This window comes from Micromonospora sp. WMMD730, assembly GCF_049178955.1.
GTDB classification, from domain to species: domain Bacteria; phylum Actinomycetota; class Actinomycetes; order Mycobacteriales; family Micromonosporaceae; genus Micromonospora; species Micromonospora wenchangensis.
Genome location: NZ_JBMHML010000002.1, coordinates 931,449 through 950,321, shown reverse-complemented (window position 1 = coordinate 950,321; position 18,873 = coordinate 931,449). Strand labels below are relative to the sequence as shown.

Below are 18,873 nucleotides of genomic sequence, written 5' to 3'. Positions count from 1 at the left end.
ACGGCACGGGGCGCCGGCACCGCCGGCCGGGTCGACGGGGACGGCACGGGGCCGGCACCGCCGCCCGGGGCGGGGTCGGGATCAGGCCAGGTCGAGCGAGCGGGCGGCGGTCAGGGCGTCGTTGGCGATGGTGATCGGGGCGGGCGCGGTGGAGATCGCCCACTCCGGGTCCTTCAGGCCGTGGCCGGTGACCGTGCAGACCACCGTCGCCCCGGCCGGCACCCGACCCTCGGCCCCCTGCTGGAGCAGACCCGCCACGCTGGCCGCGCTGCCCAGCTCGACGAAGACCCCCACCTCCCGGGCCAGCAGCCGGTACGCCGCCAGGATCTCCCGGTCGGTCACCGCGGCGATCAGGCCCTGCGAGGCGTCCCGGGCGTCGAGCGCCTTGGTCCAGCTCGCCGGGTTGCCGATCCGGATGGCGGTGGCGATCGTCGACGGCTCCGGCACCACCTGGCCGTTGACGATCGGGGCCGCCCCGGCGGCCTGGAAGCCGTACATCTTCGGGGCGCGGGTGGCGTTGCCGTCCCGCAGGTCCTCCGAGTAGCCCATCCAGTAGGCGGAGATGTTGCCGGCGTTGCCGACCGGCAGGCAGTGGATGTCGGGGGCGTCACCGAGCGCCTCGACGATCTCGAAGGCGGCCGTCTTCTGGCCGTGCAGCCGGTCCGGGTTGACCGAGTTGACCAGGGCCACCGGGAAGTCCTGGGCGAGCTTGGAGGCCAACGCCAGGCAGTCGTCGAAGTTGCCCTGCACCTGGAGCAGCTTGGCCCCGTGCACGAGCGCCTGGGCCAGCTTGCCCAGCGCGATCTTGCCCTGCGGCACCAGCACCGCGCAGGTGATCCCGGCGCGGGCCGCGTACGCGGCGGCGGAGGCGCTGGTGTTGCCGGTGGAGGCGCAGATGATCGCCTTGTCGCCGGCCTCGACGGCCTTGGAGACGGCGACGGTCATGCCGCGGTCCTTGAACGAGCCGGTCGGGTTGGCCCCCTCGACCTTGAGGTAGACGTCCGCGCCGAGCCGGGCCGAGAGCGCCGGCGCGGGCAGCAGCGGGGTGTTCCCCTCGTGCAGGGTGACCACGGGCGTGGCGTCGGTGACCGGCAGCCGGTCCCGGTACGTCTCGATCAGGCCCCGCCACATGTCGCTCTCCTCGCCTCTGCCGCCCCGGTCGTGCCGGGGCCCCTGCCAGCCTGGACCAGCCTCGTCGACCGGGCCCCGGCACACCCGTCGATAACCATCAGGCGAGACGCCCGGTCATGCCCCGCCCTCGACCCGCAGCACACTGGCCACCGACCGGACGATGTCCAGCCCGCGCAGCTCCCCCACCGTCGCGGCGAGCGCGGCGTCCGGGGCGACGTGGGTGACGATGACCAGGTCGGCGTCCTCGCCACGGCCGGCCGGGCCGCCGCCGGCCGGCCCCTGCCGGACGGTGGCGATGGACACGTCGTGCCGGGCGAACACCCCGGCCACCGCCTGGAGCACCCCCGGCCGGTCGACCACGTCGAGACTGATGTGGTAGCGGGTCAGCGCCTCGCCCATCGGCCGGACCGCCAGGTCGGCGTAGGCGGACTCGCTGGCCGCGTGGGCACCGGCGAGCCGGTTGCGGGACACCGCGACCACGTCGCCGAGGACCGCGCTGGCCGTCGGCGCGCCACCGGCCCCCCGGCCGTAGAACATCAGCTGCCCGGCCGCCTCGGCCTCGACGAAGACCGCGTTGAACGCGTCGCCGACGCTGGCCAGCGGGTGGGTCAGCGGGATCATCGCGGGGTGCACCCGGACGCTGACCGTCTCCCGGCCGGCGGCGTCGGTGCCCCGGGCGGCGATGCAGAGCAGCTTGATGGTGCAGCCCATCGCCTTGGCGCTGGCCATGTCGGCGACGGTGACCTCGGTGATGCCCTCGCGGTGCACGTCGGCGGCGGTGACCCGGGTGTGGAAGGCCAGCGACGCCAGGATGGCGGCCTTCGCGGCGGCGTCGAAGCCCTCCACGTCGGCGGTCGGGTCGGCCTCGGCATACCCCAGCTCGGTCGCCTCGTCCAGCGCCTCGGCGAAGCCGGCGCCGGTGGCGTCCATCGCGGAGAGGATGAAGTTGGTGGTGCCGTTGACGATGCCGGTGACCCGGTTGATCCGGTCGCCGTGCAGCGACTCGCGCAGCGGGCGCAGCAGCGGGATCGCCCCGGCGACGGACGCCTCGTAGTAGAGGTCGGCCCCGCCCTCGGCCGCCGCGTCGTGCAGAGAGGCACCGTCCTCGGCGAGCAGCGCCTTGTTGGCGGTGACCACGCTCTTGCCGGCGCGCAGCGCCTCCACCAGCCAGCTCCGCGCCGGCTCGATGCCGCCGACCACCTCGACGACGACGTCCACGTCGTCGCGTTTGATCAGGCCGAGCGGGTCGGTGGTGAACAGCGCCGGGTCGACGGGGAGGTCACCCCGGTCCCGGCCGAGCCGGCGCACGGCGATACCGGCGATCTCCAGCGGAGCGCCGATCCGGGCGGCCAGGTCGGCGGCCTGCTCGTGCAGCAGCCGGACCACCTCGCTACCGACCGTTCCGCAGCCGAGCAGGGCCAAGCGCACAGGTGACGTCATCCCACATCCAAAGCGAGCAGGTCTTCTTCGGTCTCCCGCCGTACGATCAGCCGGGCTCGGCCGTCACGCACCGCTACCACCGGGGGGCGGGGCACATGGTTGTAGTTACTGGCCATGCTCCGGCAGTACGCCCCCGTGCCGGGGACCGCGACAAGATCTCCGGGCTGCACGTCGGCGGGCAGGAATTCATCCTTCACCACGATGTCCCCGGACTCACAGTGCTTTCCCACCACGCGGGCCAGCAGCGGCTCGGCGGTCGAGGCCCGGCCGGCCAGCGTCGCCGAGTACGACGCGTCGTAGAGCGCGGTCCGGATGTTGTCGCTCATCCCGCCGTCCACGCTCACGTACGTGCGCAGCCCGTCGACGTCCTTGACGGTGCCGACCTCGTAGAGGGTGAACACGGCGGGGCCGACGATGGCCCGGCCCGGCTCGATCGACAGGTGCGGGACGGCCAGGTTCTCCGCCGCGCACTCCGAGTCGACGATCTTGCGGAGCCGCTTGGCCAGCTCCGCCGGGGTCGACGGGTCGTCCTGCGTGGTGTACGCGATGCCGAAGCCGCCGCCCAGGTCCAGCTCGGGCAGCTCCACCCCCCGGGCGTCGCGGATCTGCGCCTGCAGGGCGAGCACCCGGCGGGCGGAGACCTCGAAGCCGCTGGTGTCGAAGATCTGCGAACCGATGTGCGAGTGCAGCCCGCGCAGGTCCAGCACGCCCTCGTCGATGACCTTGAAGGCGGCTGCGGCGGCGGCCCCGCCGGCCAGCGAGAAACCGAACTTCTGGTCCTCGTGGGCGGTGGCGATGAACTCGTGGGTGTGCGCCTCCACCCCGACGGTGACCCGGATCAGCACGCCGGGGCGGACCCCGCGCTCCCGGGCCAGCGCGGTGAGCCGGTCGATCTCGGTGAACGAGTCGAGGATGATCCGCCCCACCCCGGCGTCCAGCGCCCGGGTCAGCTCGGCGACGGACTTGTTGTTGCCGTGGAAACCGATCCGCTCCGCCGGCATCCCGGCCGACAACGCGGTCGCCAGCTCGCCGCCGGAGCAGACGTCCAGGTGCAGGCCCTCCTCGGCGATCATGCGGACCACCGCCCGGCAGAGGAACGCCTTGCCGGCGTAGTAGACGTCCACGTCGGGGAAGGCGTCCCGGAAGTCCCGGGCGCGCGAGCGCAGGTCGTCCTCGTCGAGGACGTACGCCGGGGTGCCGTACCCGGCGGCCAGCTCGCGGACGTCGAGACCCGCGACGGTCAGCGCGCCGCCCGCGCCGCGCTCGACCTGGCGCGGCCAGAGCTGCGGCACCAGGGCGTTGACGTCGGCCGGGGGACGCAGCCAGCCCGGCCCCCGGTCCCCGATGTCGCCGTGCATCGCACCGGCTTCGTGGGCACGCATCAGGGCTACATCCTCTCCGGGGCGGAGACGCCGAGCAGGCGCAGCCCGTTGGCGATCACCGTGCGGGTGGCGTCGTTGAGCCAGAGCCGGGCCCGGTGCAGGTCGGTGACCTCCTCGTCGCCGCGCGGCAGGACCCGGCAGTTGTCGTAGAACCGGTGGTACGCCCCGGCGAGGTCCTCCAGGTAGCGGGCGACCCGGTGCGGCTCGCGCAGCTCGGCTGCGGCGGCGACCACGGCGGGGAACTCGGCGAGCGCCTTGAGCAGCTCGTTCTCCTTGTCGTGGTCGAGCAGCTCGGGGTGGAACCCGGCCCCGTCGCCCCGACTCAGGCCGACCTCGGCGGCGTTACGGCCGACGCTCGCCGTCCGGGCGGCGACGTACTGCACGTAGTAGACCGGGTTGTCCCGGGTGGCCCGGGTCCACAGCTCGACGTCGATGTCGATCGGCGAGTCGCTGGAGTAGCGGGCCAGCGCGTAGCGGGACGCGTCCACCCCGATCGCGTCGACCAGGTCCTCCAGGGTGACCACGGTGCCGGCGCGCTTGCTCATCCGCAGCGGCACGCCGTCCCGGACGAGGTTGACCAGCTGGCCGATGAGGATCTCCAGGTTGACCGCCGGGTCGTCGCCGAAGCAGGCGGACATCGCCTTCATCCGCCCGAGGTAGCCGTGGTGGTCCGCACCCAGCATGATCACGACCCGCTCGAAGCCGCGCTCCCGCTTGTCCAGGTAGTAGGCGCAGTCGGCGGCGAAGTAGGTCCACTCGCCGTTGGACTTGCGCAGCACCCGGTCCTTGTCGTCGCCGAAGTCGGTGGTGCGCAGCCAGGTCGCCCCGTCGGCCTCGTACAGGTGGCCCTGTGCGCGCAGCCGGTCCAGGGCGAGGTCCAGCTCGCCCCGGTCGTGCAGGTCCTTCTCGTTGAAGTAGGTGTCGAACTCCACCCCGAAGCCGCGCAGCGAGGACCTGATCTCGGCGAACATCAGCGTGACGCCCTCGACCCGGAACACCTCCTGGGCCTCGCCGTCGGGCAGGTCGAGCACGTCCGGCCGGACCGCCCGGACCTGCTCGGCGATCTCGGCGATGTACGCCCCGCCGTAGCCGTCCTCGGGGGCCGGCTCGCCCTTGGCCGCGCAGAGCAGCGACCGGGCGAACCGGTCGATCTGCGACCCGGCGTCGTTGAAGTAGTACTCGGTGCCGACGTCGGCGCCGGTCGCCCGCAGCAGCCGGCTGAGCGCGTCGCCGACGGCCGCCCAGCGGACCCCGCCGATGTGCACCGGGCCGGTCGGGTTCGCCGAGACGAACTCCAGGTTGATCCGCTGGCCGGCGAGCCGGTCGCTGCGGCCGTACTCCGCGCCGGCCTCGACGATCACCCGGGCGAGCTGGCCGGCGGCGGCGGCGTCGAGCCGGATGTTGAGGAACCCGGGGCCGGCGATCTCCACCGACTTGATCCCGGCCGCCCGGCCGAGCTGGTCGGCCAGCGCGGCGGCCAGCTCCCGGGGCGGGACGCCCACCTTCTTGCTGAGCTGGAGCGCCAGCGTCGAGGCGTAGTCGCCGTGGTCGGGATTGCGCGGTCGCTCCACCGCCGTGTGCGCCGGGAGCGCGGCGGGGTCGAGCCCACGCTCGGTGAAAACGGCGTGGGCTGCGGAGAGGACGACCTCGGCCAGTTCTGCGGGAGTCACCGAACCATGTTATCGGGGGTAGACTCGGGCACTCGGCGGCGACCCTGAGCGTCACCCGGCCCGCCAGATCCCCTGACCGACCGACCTGACGAGGCACGATGAGCATCAGCACCCCGGGCGGCCCGCAGCGCCGTCCGACCGTGGTCAGCACCGGTAAGAAGCCGGCGGCCGGCCGGCCCGCGGCCGACGCCAAGCCCGGGGGCGGCAAGTCCGCGGGCGCGCCCCGGCAGACCTCGGGCGGTAAGGGCCCCCGCAAGCCGATCACGCCGGTGAAGGTGAGCCAGGGCCGGTCCTGGGGCCCGATCGCCCTGTTCGTCGCCGTGGGCGTGCTCGCCGTCTCGATCATCGGCTACGGCGCGTACGCGGCCTTCCAGGGTTCGAAGTCGTGGGAGCAGCGGGCCGCCGACATCGACGGCATCGTCGACTTCCGGGACAAGGACCCCAAGCTCGTCCAGGGTGGCCAGCACCAGCAGGGCGCGATCAAGTACGACGTGCTCCCGCCGGTGGCCGGCCCGCACAACCCGGCCTGGCAGAACTGCATGGGTGACGTCTACGACGCCCCGATCGCCAACGAGCACGCGGTGCACAGCCTGGAGCACGGCACGGTGTGGATCACCTACCGCCCCGACCTGCCGGCCGACCAGGTCAGCAAGCTCCGCAGCAAGGTGCAGGGTGTCGAGAAGGCCATGCTCAGCCCGTTCGAGGGGCTGGACAAGCCGATCTCGCTCCAGGCGTGGGGCTACCAGCTCAAGGTCGACAACGCCGACGACAGCCGGATCGACGAGTTCATCAAGACGCTGCGGGTGAACGCCTCGGTCGAGGGCCCGAACGCCAACTGCGGTCAGGGCATCACGGCCACCGGCACCGCCCCGCGCGACAACCTCCCGCAGCAACAGCAGCAGCCCACCCAGTGAGGACGTGGCGATGACCGCTCCCGCGACGACCGACACGCCGCCCGTCGAGCCCCCGGTCACCTCCTCAGGTGACCGGCGGCCCGCCGGCCGTTACGGCGTGCTCGCGCTGGCCGCCGCCGTCGTGGTCGGCCTCCTCCTCGGGTACGCCGGCGGACTGCTCACCCCGACGTTGACCCGGCCGGGCGACAGCTCGGCGGAGGCCGGCTTCGCCCGGGACATGAGCACCCACCACGCCCAGGCGGTCGAGATGGGGCTGATCGCCTTCGACCGGGGCACCGACCCCGAGGTACGGCAGATCGGCGGCGACATCGCCACCGGCCAGCAGGGCGAGATCGGCACTATGCAGACCTGGCTGCGGTCGTGGGGGCTCGACCCGACCGGCAGCGAGCCCCGGATGGCCTGGATGCCCGACGGGGCCACGGTCGAGAACGGCCTGATGCCCGGCATGGCGACGCCGGAGGAGATGGCCAAGCTGCGTGTCGCCCAGGGGCGCGAGCTGGACGTCCTCTTCCTCCAGATGATGATCAAGCATCACCTCGGCGGCATCCACATGATCCAGGGCATCCTCGACGCCGGCAGCGACGACGACGTCCTCAAGGTCGCGCAGATCATGAAGAACACCCAGCAGACCGACCTGACCAACCTGCAGAACGCGTTGAAGCGCCTGGGCGGCTGACCCGCCCGACCTTCCTGGAGGCCCGCGTACCGCCCCGGCGGACGCGGGCCTCCACGCGCTCTTCGACCCCGATGGCAGGTTATGGGTGATTTGCATCTTTAGCGAGCTGCGCACCTTTGAGGCCCTACGAGAGGTTTCTACCCACATATCGTGACCAGTTGCGATTAGTGCTCGTTGCGTAGGACGTGGGGGTTGCACTCAGAGACGCGCGGCGCTCGGTCACCAGCTGGTGCCGACGCCACACCATCGGCGGTGACGGAGCGGTGGCAGCCGCCCGTCGCGGACACCGGCAGGGCGAGTCGGGAGCGCTCAGCCGGCAACAGGAACTCGAACTGATCGACGTACTGCGCGGCGTCCACCCCGACGGGTTCGGGCTGGACGAGGAACTCTGGACACGCCAGAGCCTCGCCGCGCTGATCCAGCGCCGCTTCGACCTCACCATGGACACCGGCACCGTCGGGGCGTACCTGCGGGCCTGGGGGCTGGGTCCCCGGGAACCGCGCGAGCGGGCCTGCGGGCTCTGCGTCGGTGCGGTCGAACGCTGGGTGCGCGGCGAGTACCCGACTATCACCCGGGCCGCCCAGGAACACGACGCGGAGGTCTACTGGATCGGCCGGGTACGCCTGCTCGGCACCATGCCCGCCGCAGAGGTGATCTCGGCGGTGTCCTCCCGGGGCCGGGTCCGGTTCATGGTCACCACGCCGAGCGTGGACCCGCCGCTGCCCCGCGATTTCGTGCTCCGGCTCAGCGGCGCCGACCAGCACCCGGTGCACCTGATCGTGGACGGCTCCTGGCCCCGCAACGAGTGGCCCCGGCGGCTGCCCCGGCGCATCGTCCTGCACCCGCTGCCGAGCTGCGGGCGCACCCTGGCCGCCGCCTGACCGGCCCGGCCACCGCCACCGGCCTCGATCCGCCCGGCTGGTGGCGGTGGCGGTCAGCCCGGCCGGCGGCCGATCCGCTCGGCCGCCGGTGACGGCCGTCGCGGTCGACACCGGCCCGCCCCTCATGATCACGCAGGTCAGCGTGATGCGCCGAGGGGTGCCGGGTGGCGATTCGGTGATCCCGGAGGGGGTTTGCTACTCTTCTCAGGTCGCTGAGCCCCCGTAGCTCAGGGGATAGAGCACCGCCCTCCGGAGGCGGGGGCGCAGGTTCGAATCCTGCCGGGGGCACCACGGACGACCAGCACAAGAAGGCCGCTGACCAGGGGAAACCCGATCAGCGGCCTTCGTCGTGTGTCCGGCCATGTCCGGCCGTCGGCGGCCCGTGGCGGCCGTCTGTGCCACCGCGATGATCAACTCAAAGTCGCCCCCGTGGCGCTGTCTCGGCTCGGCGATGCCGCTACACCGGCCCACGGGAGTCGATCACCGCCCATCCTGAGGCAGGCGGCGGGCTCTGGCGCGGCGTTTTCCCTCGTGCATGGCCTGCACCCGGGGCACCGGGATGGTCCGCCCCTCGGCCACCAGGTCGGCGGGGAGGCGCTGCGGCGCGGGCATCGCCCCGGCCCACGGGTCGCGGTCGCCGAGCATCGCCGGGACGGTCCGCACGGTGAAGTCGCCGGGGGTGACCCGGTCGAGGTCGTCCCAGGCCACCGGGAAGGAGACCGGCAGCCCGGGGCGCATCCGGGGGCTGTACGCGGCGACCACCGTCGCCCCACCGGCCCGGGTGGGGTCGACGAAGACCCGGCCGCCCCGGTCCTCCCGGATGAAGGCGGTGGTCGCCGCCTGCGGGTCGAGACGCTCGGTGTGCACGGCCAGCGCCCGGGTCGCGGCGGCCACCTCCTCGGCGGTGCTGTCCGGGTGCACCGGTACGAAGACGTGCAGCCCCTTGGCCCCGCTGGTCTTCACCGCTCCGGCCAGCCCGACGTCGGCCAGCGCGCGGCGGACCGCCCCGGCGACCCGGGCCACCGTGGGGAAGGCGTCCCCCTCGGGCGGGTCGAGGTCGAGCACGAGGTGGGTGGGCTGCTCGGGGCGGGTCGCGGTGACCAGCGCCGGGTGGTACTCGATCGCCCGCTGGTTGGCGAACCAGAGCAGGGTGCGCCGGTCGTCGCAGAGCGCGTACGACACCTGGCGGTGCGAGGTCTCGGCCCAGATCGCGGTGCGGCGTACCCAGTCGGGGGTGTATTTCGGCAGGTTCTTCTGCATGAACGGCTCCTGCCCACGCAGCAGCCGGACCACCGACAGCGCGCAGGCCGGGCAGGATGCGCTCGTGTACGGCGTCGAGGTAGTCGACCAGGTCCCGCTTGGTCAGGTCGCTCCCGGCGAGCAAGGGTTGGCCCAGGTTGGTCAGGTCGACCCCGTCCCGCGTCTCCTCCGCCCCACCCATCCGCCCACCCTCCCGGCCGTGCCGGCCCGGCGCAACCCCGACACGGTCGACGGCCGGTCCCGTCGTCGAGGTGTCCGTCTGTGACCATGACACCGGCGGAAGGAGAGCCCTCGTGTCCCGGGAACACAGCGACGGCCGCACCGGCGGGCAGCAGGACGACGCCGAGTGCGCCGGTGGTGGGCGGGACGGCGACTGCACCCTGCGGGAGGCGCTGGACCGGGTGGGCGGCAAGTGGGCGATCGGCATCCTGCTGGCCGCCTCCCCCGGCCCGGTCCGCTTCTCGGAGTTGACCCGGCAGGTCGAGGGGATCAGCCGCCGGATGCTCACGTTGACCCTGCGTAACCTGGAACGGGATGGCCTGTTGCACCGTCGGGTGCATCCGGGCGTGCCGCCGAGGGTCGAGTACCGGGCCACCCCGATGGCGTTGGAGCTGTACGAGCCGCTGCGGGCGCTGACCGCCTGGGCGGACCGGCACCGGGCGGCGATCAGCGAGGCGCGGGCGGCGTACGACCGGGAGCACGGCCGGGGGTGAGCGACACCGCGCTGTGGCGAACGCCACCGACTTGCTCTGACCGATCGGTCAGGGTCTGACCGATCGGTCAGGCATGCTGGAACGCATGATCCGACGTACCCCCCGCACGCACGGCGAGATCCTCGCCGCAGCGGCCCGGCGGTTCGCGGTGACCGGCTACAAGGGCACCTCGTTGCAGGACATCGCCCGCGAGGTGGGCTGTTCCAAGGCGGCGGTGCTCTACCACTTCGCGGGCAAGGAAGCCCTGCTCGCCGAGCTGATGGCAGGACCGATCGCGGTCCTCTGTGAGCTGGACGAGCGGATCTCGGCGCTGACCGGCGCGGCCGCGCAACGCGTGGCGGCGGAGGGCTTCGTCGACCTCGCGGTGCGGTTCCGGGGTGAGATCGCGCTGCTGCGCGGGGAGTTCCCGGAACTGCTCGCCCAACCGGCCTTCGCCCACATCCAGCGGATCTCCGAGCGGCTGATCGAGGCGATGACCGGCCCCGACGGCGGGCAGGACGCGCGGGTCGCCGCGCTGGTGCTGCTCGCCGGCATCGCCGAGGGGTGCGGCGCGTTCGCCGACATCTCCGACGAGGAACTGCGTCCCGCCCTGCTGGCCGTCGCCCAGCGGGTGCTCGTCACCCCCACACCGCCGCCACCACGGCCACCTCTCGACCACCAACACCAGGATTGAGGACAAGGATCTGATGGCGACCCTGCTGTACCGGCTAGGCCGGGCATCGTTGCGCCGCCGGCGACTCGTCGTCGCCGTATGGCTCGTCGTACTCGTCGGCCTCGGCATCGCCGCCGCCACCCTGAAGGGCCCGACGGCCAGCAACTTCACCATGCCCGGCACCGAGTCGCAGCAGGCGTTGGACCTGCTCGCCGAGCGGTTCCCGGCAGCCAGCGGCGCCACCGGCACCATCGCGGTGAAGGCACCCGCCGACGGCCAGTTGACCACCCCGGACGGGCAGGCCGTGGTGAAGGGGGTCGTCCAGGAGGCGGCCACCCTGCCCGGCGTCATCGGCGCGGTCGACCCGTACCAGTCCCAGGCGATCACCCCCAACGGCCGCTACGCGCTGATCCAGGTGCAGTTCGCCACCGGCGCGGACGACGTCACCGACGACCAGCGGGCGGCGTACGAGAAGGTCGGCGCGCAGGCCGAGGCCCAGGGGTGGCAGATCGCCCCCGGCGGTGAGGTGCTCAACGCGGAGCCGGAGGTCGGGTCGACCGAGGCGCTCGGCGTGCTCGTCGCCGCGATCGTCCTGATCATCACGTTCGGGTCGCTGGTCGCGGCCGGGATGACCATGCTGAACGCGCTGATCGGCGTCGGGGTCGGCATGGCCGGCCTGTTCGCGCTCAGCAGCGTGGTCGAGCTGACCAGCACCGCGCCCATCCTGGCCCTGATGCTCGGCCTGGCGGTCGGCATCGACTACTCGCTGTTCATCACCTCCCGGCACCGGCAGCACCTGCTCGAAGGGCTCACCCCGGAGGAGGCGGTCGGCCGGGCCGTCGGCACCGCCGGTTCCGCCGTGCTCTTCGCCGGCGCCACCGTGGTCATCGCGCTCGCCGGCCTCGCCGTGGTCGGTATCCCGTTCCTCACCGTGATGGGTCTGGCCGCCGCCGGCACGGTCAGCGTGGCGGTGCTGGTGGCGATCACCCTCGCCCCGGCGCTGCTCGGCTTCGCCGGCCGCCGGGTGCTGCCCCGCAAGCTGCGCAACGTCACCCCGGCGGCCGAGGCCACCGACGCCGTCGACGCCGTGCCGGCCGCCGAGGACCGTTCCGGCTTCGGGTTCCGCTGGGCGCAGTGGGTGACCCGGCTGCGCATCCCGGTGATCCTGGTCGGCCTGCTCGGTCTCGGGCTGCTCGCCCTGCCGGCGCAGGACATGCGGATCGCCCTGCCGGACGCCAGCACCGCCCCGGTGGGCAGTCCGGCCCGCACCAGCGCCGACCTGATCCGGGAGGGCTTCGGTCCGGGCTTCACCGGCCGGCTCGCCGTGGTGGTCACCTCGGACTCCCCGCAGGACACCGCCGCGGCCGTGCCGCAGGTCGCCGCGCTGGTCCAGCGTACGGACGGGGTGTTGGCGGTGGCCCCGCCGCAGCTCGACCCCTCCGGGCGGACCGCGCTGATCGGGGTGATCCCGAAGAGCGGGCCGACCGACGCGGCCACCGAGACGCTGGTGCACGACATCCGGGACCGGGTGGGCTCGATCGGCAACGCCGAGGTGCTGCTGACCGGCGTCACCGCGATCGGCATCGACGTGTCCGAGAAGCTGTCCGACGCGATGCCGGTCTACCTGCTGCTCGTGGTGGGGCTGTCGATCCTGCTACTGATGCTGGTCTTCCGGTCGATCCTGGTGCCGGTGAAGGCCGCGCTGGGCTTCCTGCTCACGGTGGCCGCCACCTTCGGTATCACCGTCGCGGTGTTCCAGCAGGGTCACCTCGCCAGCCTGGTCGGCCTGGACAGCCCGGCCCCGCTGATCAGCTTCCTGCCGATCCTGCTGATCGGCATCCTGTTCGGCCTGGCCATGGACTACGAGGTCTTCCTGGTCTCCCGGATGCGGGAGGACTTCGTGCACGGGGACACGGCCCGGCAGGCCACCATCAACGGGATGGGGCACGGGGCCCGGGTGGTCACCGCAGCCGCGCTGATCATGATGTCGGTCTTCGGCGGCTTCGTCTTCCTCGACGACCCGGTGATCAAGTCGATGGGCTTCGCGCTCGCCGTCGGGGTCGCCATCGACGCCTTCGTGGTGCGGATGACCATCGTCCCCGCCGTGATGTCCCTGCTGAACGCCAGGGCGTGGTGGCTCCCCCGCTGGCTCGACCGGGCCCTGCCCAACGTCGACATCGAGGGCGAAGGCCTCCGCGCCCACCTCGACAAGGAGCCGGTCAACGCCTGACCCTGCCGATCATGGAGTTGTGGTGCCGGACGGAACAGGAGGAACACCCCCGGACCGGGCACCACAACTCCATGATCCACGCAGGAGACGGGAGGGACGGGGTCAGACGCCGGCGGGGTAGGTTTCCAGTTCGCCGGTGGTGGTGTGGGTGGGTAGGGGGTGCAGGGCGGTGGACTCGTCGCACCAGACGAGGGCGTCGTAGCGGTCGGCCAGCCGGCTCGGCACGTAGTTGCCCCAGCGCTCGAAGGTCGGGTCGTAGACCACCCCGATGGCCCGGTGCTCGACGGTGCCGGTGACCCAGTCGGGCTGGTCGGGGCCACCGAAGACGAGCACCGCCCGCTCCGGCAGCAACTCGTGCAGCCGCCACTCCACCGAGCCCTCCCGGGCCGGCGGCACCGCCATCACCTCGGCCGGTGAACCCCAGTGCGGGGCGGCGACCACGGTGCCCCGGTAGCCGCCGAAGCCGATCAGCGTCACCGCGTCCCGGCCGAGGCGTTCCCGGGCGAGCTGACCGATGTTGACCATCCCGTCGCCGGCCATGTCGGTGGCGCGGGCGTCCCCGATGTGGGTGTTGTGCGCCCAGACGATCCCCCGTGACCCCGGGCCGTACCGGGTGAGCAGCCGGTCCAGGGTGTCGGCCATGTGGATGTCGCGCACGTTCCAGGAATCCGGCCCGCCGTGCACCATCGCCCGGTAGTACCGCTCCGCGCCGGCCACCACCTCCGCGTTCTGCCAGGCCGCGAAGGCGTCCGGGCCGTCCGAGGCGACGTGTGCCCGGGTACGCGCCAACAGCCGGATCACCTCCTCCTCGCAGCGGGCCGAGACGAACCGGCTGGCCGCGCCGTACTCCTCGACCCGGCGGCCGTACGGCTCGAAGCACCGGTAGGCGTCCTGCGCCGCCTCCATCGACTTCGGGTCCTCCTCGCCCAGGTAGTCGAAGATGGCCTGCATGGACTCCCACAGGCTGTAGACGTCTAGCCCGTGGAAACCGGCCCGCTCCCGCTCCGGGCGCTCCAGGTTCCACGCCCGCAGCCAGCGGCAGAACCGGTCCACCTCGGCGTTGGCCCACATCCAGGTCGGCCAGCGGGTGAACCGGCCCAGCGCGGTACGCGGGTCCTGCGCGCCGCCGGGCGCGCCCACCACCGAGCGGTGCACCCGGTCGCAGTCCGGCCAGTCGCCCTCCACCGCCACGAAGTCGAACCCCTGCTCGGCGATGAGCCGTCGGGTGAGCTGCTCACGCAACCGGTAGTAGTCGTGACTGCCGTGCGTCGCCTCGCCGATCATCACCACCCGGGCGTCCCGGGCGCGCTCCAGCAGCGGGTCGAAGTCGCTCGGCGTACCGAGCCGCTGTACCAGCATGGGCGGGGCTACCCGGCAGGGTCGGCCGACAAACCGCCGGCCGGTGCGCGGTGGGCGGTGTGCCGGCGGGTGGAACGGGTAGCCGGCGGCATGACCGTCACCGGGATGCAGTTGCAGGAGTACCTGGCCGGGCTCGACTACCCGGTCTCCCGCGAGGACCTGGTCCGCTGGGGTCAGGAGAACGGCGCCAGCACCGAACTGCTCCAGATGCTGCGGGCGCTGCCCGCCGGGCAGTTCGACGACCCGGCCGAGCTGAACGAGGCCCTCGGCACGCTCGCCTGAGCCGTCCGCCTGGCCCCACCGACCGGTCACCACCGCCGGCCACCGGCGCGGCCCGTGGGAGCGTGCAGCAACCGGAACAGCACCAGCCACTGTTCCGGCCAGACCAGGCCGACCGGGGTCGCCGGGTCGAGCCGCGCCGCCCGCAGCGCGCCGTCCACCCGCCGGCCCGGATGCGCCGCGCGCAGCGAGGCCGCGAGCGACCCGCCCGCCCCGCCGAACCCCAGCTCCACCATCTTCCGGTACGCGGGCAGCCCGGCCGGGTCCAGCAGCGCCGCCGGCCGGCGTTCGATCCGCAGGATGCCCCCGTCGACGGCGGGCACCGGGCGGAACGCGGTGCGGGCCACCCGGCCGGACAGCCGCCAGTGGTACTCCGGCCAGGTCAGCACGGTCAGCCGGCTCCACCGGCCGAGGTCACCGGTCCGCTTGCGGGCGTACTCCCACTGGGTGAGCAGGGTGGCCGCGCGCAACCGGGGCGCGGCGAGGCACCAGCGGACCACCGCGGCGGTCAGCGACCAGGGAACGTTGCCGACGACGGCGAACGGTTCGTCGGGTGGCGCGGCGGTCAGGAAGTCGGCCTGCCGGTGCCGCACGTGCGGCAGCGTCGCGCACACCGCCGCCAGGGCGGGGATGACGGCCGGGTCGACCTCGTAGGCGATCAGCCGGCCGCACCGCTGCGCCAGTGGCCGGGTGAGCTGGCCACGGCCGGCACCCACCTCCAGCAGCAGGTCGTCCGGGCCGCTCCGGGCCGCCCGGACCATCCGGGTCACGGCGGCCGGGTCGGCGAGGAAGTTCTGGGACAGTACGCGACGGGACCGGTCGCGTGCGGTGGTGCGGTCGGGGCGGGGCGCCACGGGGCTCGTCCTGTCTGTCGCCGCTCGGCGACGGTACGGACAGGCACAGCACGCTGCCGGGCCTGTCCGAGTGGATCGGGACTCGGACGGCCCTGGAGAGATCGGCGGGGACGCGACGCGAAGAGAGCGCAGCCGGTGGCCCGGCCCGACGGCCACCGGGCGCGGTCGGGGCCGACGTCGCCGGTAGGACCGGGCGGGTCGGACGGGCGACGCGGACCGTGACCGGCCACGATGGCGGTCAGACCACGGAGGCGGTCAGACAACGGAGGCGGTCAGGCCCCAGTGACGGTCAGACCACGGTGGCGGTCAGGCCGGGATGGTGCTTCGGGTCAGGCGCGGTGGGCGTCCCGGCCGGCCAGGGCCGGACGCCGGACTCGCGGGCGGGCCACCAGGAGGGGGCCCCGCGCGGCCGACGTGACGGCCACGGTGATCAGGGCGTGCATACACATGGCGGCCACGCTAGCGCACACCCCACGGTGCGCAACGCGTTTTTCCGGCGTTCCACCACGACCCCGCCGGCCGCCGATCCGGCCAGCCCCCGCCGCGCCCCGAGTGGCCCGCACACCTGGCCGGGTGAGCGGGTCGGGAGCAGCCGTTCCGTCGGCGCGCGATACCGGTGTCGGCAACCAGTGACCCATGGTCACCTCGACAGGACAACTCTCGCCCGCCCACCGTCATGCCGCCGGGGGGCGGCAAGGGGCAGGGGTCAGGGCTGGAGGTCGACCGTGCGGGCCTCGGCGCGGGCGGTCTCCGCAGCCGCCAGGACCGCCACCACCTCCCGGCCGAACCGGACGTCACACCGGTGGTCCCGGTCACCCGAGTCGACCTGCCCCAGCAGTTGGTCGACGGCCGTGCCGAACGCGGTCAGCGCGTTGCCGTCGCCCGGCGGTACGGCCTCGACGCCGTTGTCGCCGTAGAAGACGACGTCCCGGGTCACCGCAGTCGACGGGGCGTCCAGGGTCAGCGACAGCGCACTTGTCGCACCCCCGTCGTGGGTGAGCAGCAGGTGCACCAGCCCGCCGGGGCCGTCCATCGCGGCGACCCGGGTGACCCGGCCGAGCACCGGCAGCACGATCGACAGCGCGTGCGGGCCGATGTCCCACAGCGCGCCCTGCTCCCGCCGCCACCGGGAGCCGCCGTACGGGCTGCCGGGGGCGTAGATCGAGGCGAACTGGGTGACCCGGGCGTGCTGCCAGCCGCCGGCCGCGGCGGTGGCGGTGAGGAAGCCGTCGACGTTGGGGTGGAAGCGTTGGGTGAAGAAGACCACCGAGGCCACCCCGGCGGACCGCGCGGCGGCGACCACCCCGTCGGCCTCGTCGAGGCTCAGCGCGAGGGGCTTGTCCAGCAGCAGGTGCCGGCCGGCGGTGGCGGCCCGGACGGCGATCCGGCCTGCACGTCCGGGGGCAGCGCCACGGCCACCGCGTCGCAGGCGTCGAGCAGCGCGTCGACGTCGTCGAAGGCCGGGACGCCGTGCCGGGTGGCCAGCGCGGCGGCCCGTTCGGGGTTGCGTCCCCAGACCCCCACCAGTTCGGCGCGGGGATGGGCGTCCAGCCCGGCGGCGTGCGTGCGCGCCGCCCAGTGACCGGTGCCGAACAGGCCGAACCGCAGCACGGGGTACCCCCGGTCTCGTCGTCGGCCACGCCCGTCGCGGCCGTGATCCACGCTAGTCACCCGCCCCTGTTTCCGCAGCCGAGGGCCACCTACCCGCACCGGCGGGCCGCCGCCCGGAGACCCGGGCCGCCGACCCGGGACCGGGACGACGGTGATTACTACGCCGGTTAGTAGGCTGTGCCGGTGACCGAGACACCGATCGGATGGCGGCGATGACCGGCGCGGCGTCGGCCGGTTCGCCGGTGGACGGGGTGCTCGCCACCGTGACGATCGGGCTGTCGCTCATACTCGCGTTGTGGGCGCTGGTGGCGGCGGTCCGGCACCGCCCGCCGGACCTGGTGCAGTCGGTCGGGCTGGGCCTGCTGGAGGTGGCGCTGCTCGCGCTGACCGTGCTGGCCCTGGTCGCCGTCGTCGGGGGTGAGCGGGCGGGCGAGCCGGGCGCGTTCTTCGGCTACCTGGTGACGCTGGTCTGCCTGCCCCCGCTGGCCTGGGTGCTGGCCCGGATGGAACCGACCCGGTGGGGGTCGGCGATCGTCTGCGCGGTCTGCCTGGTCCTGCCGGTGGTCGTGGTCCGGCTGCAACAGACCTGGGAGGTCGTCGGTGGCTGACACCCGGACGGCGCGGCGCGCCACCAACGCGGGGCCGGGACGACTGCTGATCGCCGTCTACATCCTGTTCGCCATCGCCGCCACCTCCCGGGCCGCGCTCCAGATCGCCACGAAGTTCGACGAGGCGCCGGTGGCGTACCTGCTCTCGGCGGTGGCCGCGCTGATCTACATCGTGGCGGCGGTCGGGCTGGCCCGCGCCGGGCACGCCGGCCGGCGGGTCGCGCTGGCCTGCTGCTCGGTGGAGCTGGTCGGGGTGGTCGGGGTCGGCGTGCTCAGCCTGGTCGACCCCGAGCTGTTCCCCGACGAGACGGTCTGGTCCGGCTTCGGCAGCGGGTACGGCTACATCCCGCTGGTGCTGCCCGTGCTGGGCCTGCTCTGGCTGTGGCGCACCCGCACCGCCGCCGACGCCTGACGCCGGCTCCCGACGCGGGTGCCCCGGCCCCGGTCAGTCCTTCGGGCCGCCCGCGACATAGATGACCTGGCCGGAGACGAAGGACGCGCCCTCGCTGACCAGGAACGAGATGGTGTGCGCGACGTCCTCCGGCCGACCCGGACGGCGGACCGGGATCTCGGCGGCGGCGTGCTTCTGGAGGTCGTCGAAGTCGACCTTCATCCGGGCGGCGGTGGCGGCCGTCATGTCGGTGACGATGAAGCCGGGGGCGACCGCGTTGACCGTCACCCCGAACGGCCCCAGCTCGATGGCGAGGGTCTTGGTGAAGCCCTGCAGGCCGGCCTTGGCCGCCGCGTAGTTGGCCTGGCCCCGGTTGCCCAGCGCCGAGGTGCTGGACAGGTTGACGATCCGGCCGTACTTCCGCTCGACCATGTGCCGCTGGGCGGCCTGGCTGAACAGGAACGCGCCGCGCAGGTGCACCCCCAGCACGGTGTCCCAGTCGGCGTCGGTCATCTTGAACAGCAGGTTGTCCCGCAGCACCCCGGCGTTGTTGACCAGCACGGTCGGCCCGCCCAGTTCGGTGGCGACCCGGTCGACGGCGGCCTCGACCTGCTCCCGGTCGGCGACGTCCGCGCCGACGCCGAGGGCCCGGCCACCGGCGGCGGTGATCGCGTCCACGGTCGGCCCGGTCGCCGCCTCGTCGATGTCGACCACGGCGACGGCCATCCCGTCGGCGGCCAGCCGCCGGGCGGTGGCCGCGCCGATACCGCGCGCGGCTCCGGTGACGATGGCGACGCGGGACTCCTCCGACATGACTACCTC

General features: G+C 73.4%; 15 protein-coding genes, 1 tRNA gene and 3 pseudogenes. 10 read left to right on the top strand and 9 right to left on the bottom strand.

All coding sequences use genetic code 11. From position 1 onward, the window contains the following. Positions 1-81: 81 nt before the first annotated feature. From thrC to argS, 4 genes are all read right to left on the bottom strand, one after another. Entirely contained in the window at positions 82-1,131 is a 1,050-nt protein-coding gene (gene thrC, locus ACN265_RS04380) for a threonine synthase (protein WP_204926914.1), read from the bottom strand. 114 nt (positions 1,132-1,245) lie between these two features. Next, positions 1,246-2,559, bottom strand: coding sequence for a homoserine dehydrogenase (locus ACN265_RS04375; RefSeq protein ID WP_204926961.1), 1,314 nt, complete (start codon positions 2,557-2,559; stop codon positions 1,246-1,248). 8 nt (positions 2,560-2,567) lie between these two features. Then, positions 2,568-3,953, bottom strand: a complete 1,386-nt coding sequence (gene lysA / locus ACN265_RS04370) for a diaminopimelate decarboxylase (RefSeq protein ID WP_420116714.1) — start codon at positions 3,951-3,953, stop codon at positions 2,568-2,570. Positions 3,954-3,958: 5 nt separating this feature from the next. Continuing rightward, the gene (gene argS, locus ACN265_RS04365; RefSeq protein WP_421406101.1) at positions 3,959-5,623 is read right to left on the bottom strand and encodes an arginine--tRNA ligase; all 1,665 of its coding nucleotides are present in this window, start codon (positions 5,621-5,623) and stop codon (positions 3,959-3,961) included. A gap of 98 nt (positions 5,624-5,721) precedes the next feature. On the opposite strand from argS, the gene ACN265_RS04360 reads away from it, so the two are divergent. The 4 genes from ACN265_RS04360 (at position 5,722) to ACN265_RS04345 (ending at position 8,385) form a co-directional block, all read left to right on the top strand. Continuing rightward, positions 5,722-6,537 carry a DUF3105 domain-containing protein gene (locus ACN265_RS04360; protein WP_204926911.1) on the top strand — a complete coding sequence of 272 codons (816 nt, stop codon included), beginning with the start codon at positions 5,722-5,724 and terminating at the stop codon, positions 6,535-6,537. Positions 6,538-6,547: 10 nt separating this feature from the next. Further along, the gene (locus tag ACN265_RS04355; protein WP_204926907.1) at positions 6,548-7,213 is read left to right on the top strand and encodes a DUF305 domain-containing protein; all 666 of its coding nucleotides are present in this window, start codon (positions 6,548-6,550) and stop codon (positions 7,211-7,213) included. Between the two features lie 185 nt (positions 7,214-7,398). Then, positions 7,399-8,094: a winged helix-turn-helix domain-containing protein gene (locus ACN265_RS04350; protein ID WP_421406100.1), complete on the top strand. Its 696-nt coding sequence runs from the start codon at positions 7,399-7,401 to the stop codon at positions 8,092-8,094. A gap of 216 nt (positions 8,095-8,310) precedes the next feature. After that, positions 8,311-8,385: transfer RNA gene (locus ACN265_RS04345), tRNA-Arg, on the top strand. A gap of 189 nt (positions 8,386-8,574) precedes the next feature. Here the strand turns inward: ACN265_RS04345 and ACN265_RS04340 are convergent. Next, positions 8,575-9,535: pseudogene (locus tag ACN265_RS04340) on the bottom strand (DNA polymerase domain-containing protein). Between the two features lie 199 nt (positions 9,536-9,734). Between ACN265_RS04340 and ACN265_RS04335 the strand changes: the two are divergent. The 3 genes from ACN265_RS04335 (at position 9,735) to ACN265_RS04325 (ending at position 12,949) form a co-directional block, all read left to right on the top strand. After that, positions 9,735-10,067: a winged helix-turn-helix transcriptional regulator gene (locus tag ACN265_RS04335; RefSeq protein WP_232378396.1), complete on the top strand. Its 333-nt coding sequence runs from the start codon at positions 9,735-9,737 to the stop codon at positions 10,065-10,067. 85 nt (positions 10,068-10,152) lie between these two features. Then, positions 10,153-10,740: a TetR/AcrR family transcriptional regulator gene (locus tag ACN265_RS04330; RefSeq protein ID WP_204926902.1), complete on the top strand. Its 588-nt coding sequence runs from the start codon at positions 10,153-10,155 to the stop codon at positions 10,738-10,740. Positions 10,741-10,753: 13 nt separating this feature from the next. Then, positions 10,754-12,949: an MMPL family transporter gene (locus ACN265_RS04325; protein WP_357927890.1), complete on the top strand. Its 2,196-nt coding sequence runs from the start codon at positions 10,754-10,756 to the stop codon at positions 12,947-12,949. A 102-nt stretch (positions 12,950-13,051) separates the two neighbouring features. Here ACN265_RS04325 and ACN265_RS04320 read toward each other — a convergent pair whose 3' ends face one another. Further along, entirely contained in the window at positions 13,052-14,308 is a 1,257-nt protein-coding gene (locus ACN265_RS04320) for an erythromycin esterase family protein (RefSeq protein ID WP_204926900.1), read from the bottom strand. A 90-nt stretch (positions 14,309-14,398) separates the two neighbouring features. Between ACN265_RS04320 and ACN265_RS04315 the strand changes: the two genes are divergently transcribed. Then, on the top strand, positions 14,399-14,590 hold the full coding sequence (locus ACN265_RS04315) for a DUF2795 domain-containing protein (RefSeq protein WP_145921481.1): 192 nt from the start codon (positions 14,399-14,401) through the stop codon (positions 14,588-14,590). Between the two features lie 26 nt (positions 14,591-14,616). On the opposite strand, the gene erm is transcribed toward ACN265_RS04315, so the two are convergent. Beyond that, positions 14,617-15,441 carry an ErmE/ErmH/ErmO/ErmR family 23S rRNA (adenine(2058)-N(6))-methyltransferase gene (erm, locus tag ACN265_RS04310; RefSeq protein WP_377682414.1) on the bottom strand — a complete coding sequence of 275 codons (825 nt, stop codon included), beginning with the start codon at positions 15,439-15,441 and terminating at the stop codon, positions 14,617-14,619. Between the two features lie 706 nt (positions 15,442-16,147). Then, positions 16,148-17,052 (bottom strand): annotated as a pseudogene (locus ACN265_RS04305) (Gfo/Idh/MocA family protein). A 203-nt stretch (positions 17,053-17,255) separates the two neighbouring features. Here ACN265_RS04305 and ACN265_RS04300 point away from each other — a divergent pair. Both ACN265_RS04300 and ACN265_RS04295 read left to right on the top strand, forming a co-directional pair. After that, positions 17,256-17,660, top strand: coding sequence for a hypothetical protein (locus tag ACN265_RS04300; RefSeq protein ID WP_421406099.1), 405 nt, complete (start codon positions 17,256-17,258; stop codon positions 17,658-17,660). Beyond that, positions 17,653-18,133: pseudogene (locus ACN265_RS04295) on the top strand (hypothetical protein). The gene ACN265_RS04300 and the pseudogene ACN265_RS04295 overlap by 8 nt, the downstream one beginning before the upstream one ends. Here ACN265_RS04295 and fabG read toward each other — a convergent pair. Then, complete coding sequence (gene fabG / locus ACN265_RS04290; protein ID WP_421406097.1) at positions 18,106-18,864, bottom strand: 3-oxoacyl-ACP reductase FabG; 759 nt, start codon at positions 18,862-18,864, stop codon at positions 18,106-18,108. The pseudogene ACN265_RS04295 and the gene fabG sit on opposite strands and share 28 nt — an antisense overlap. Between the last annotated feature and the right edge of the window lie 9 nt (positions 18,865-18,873).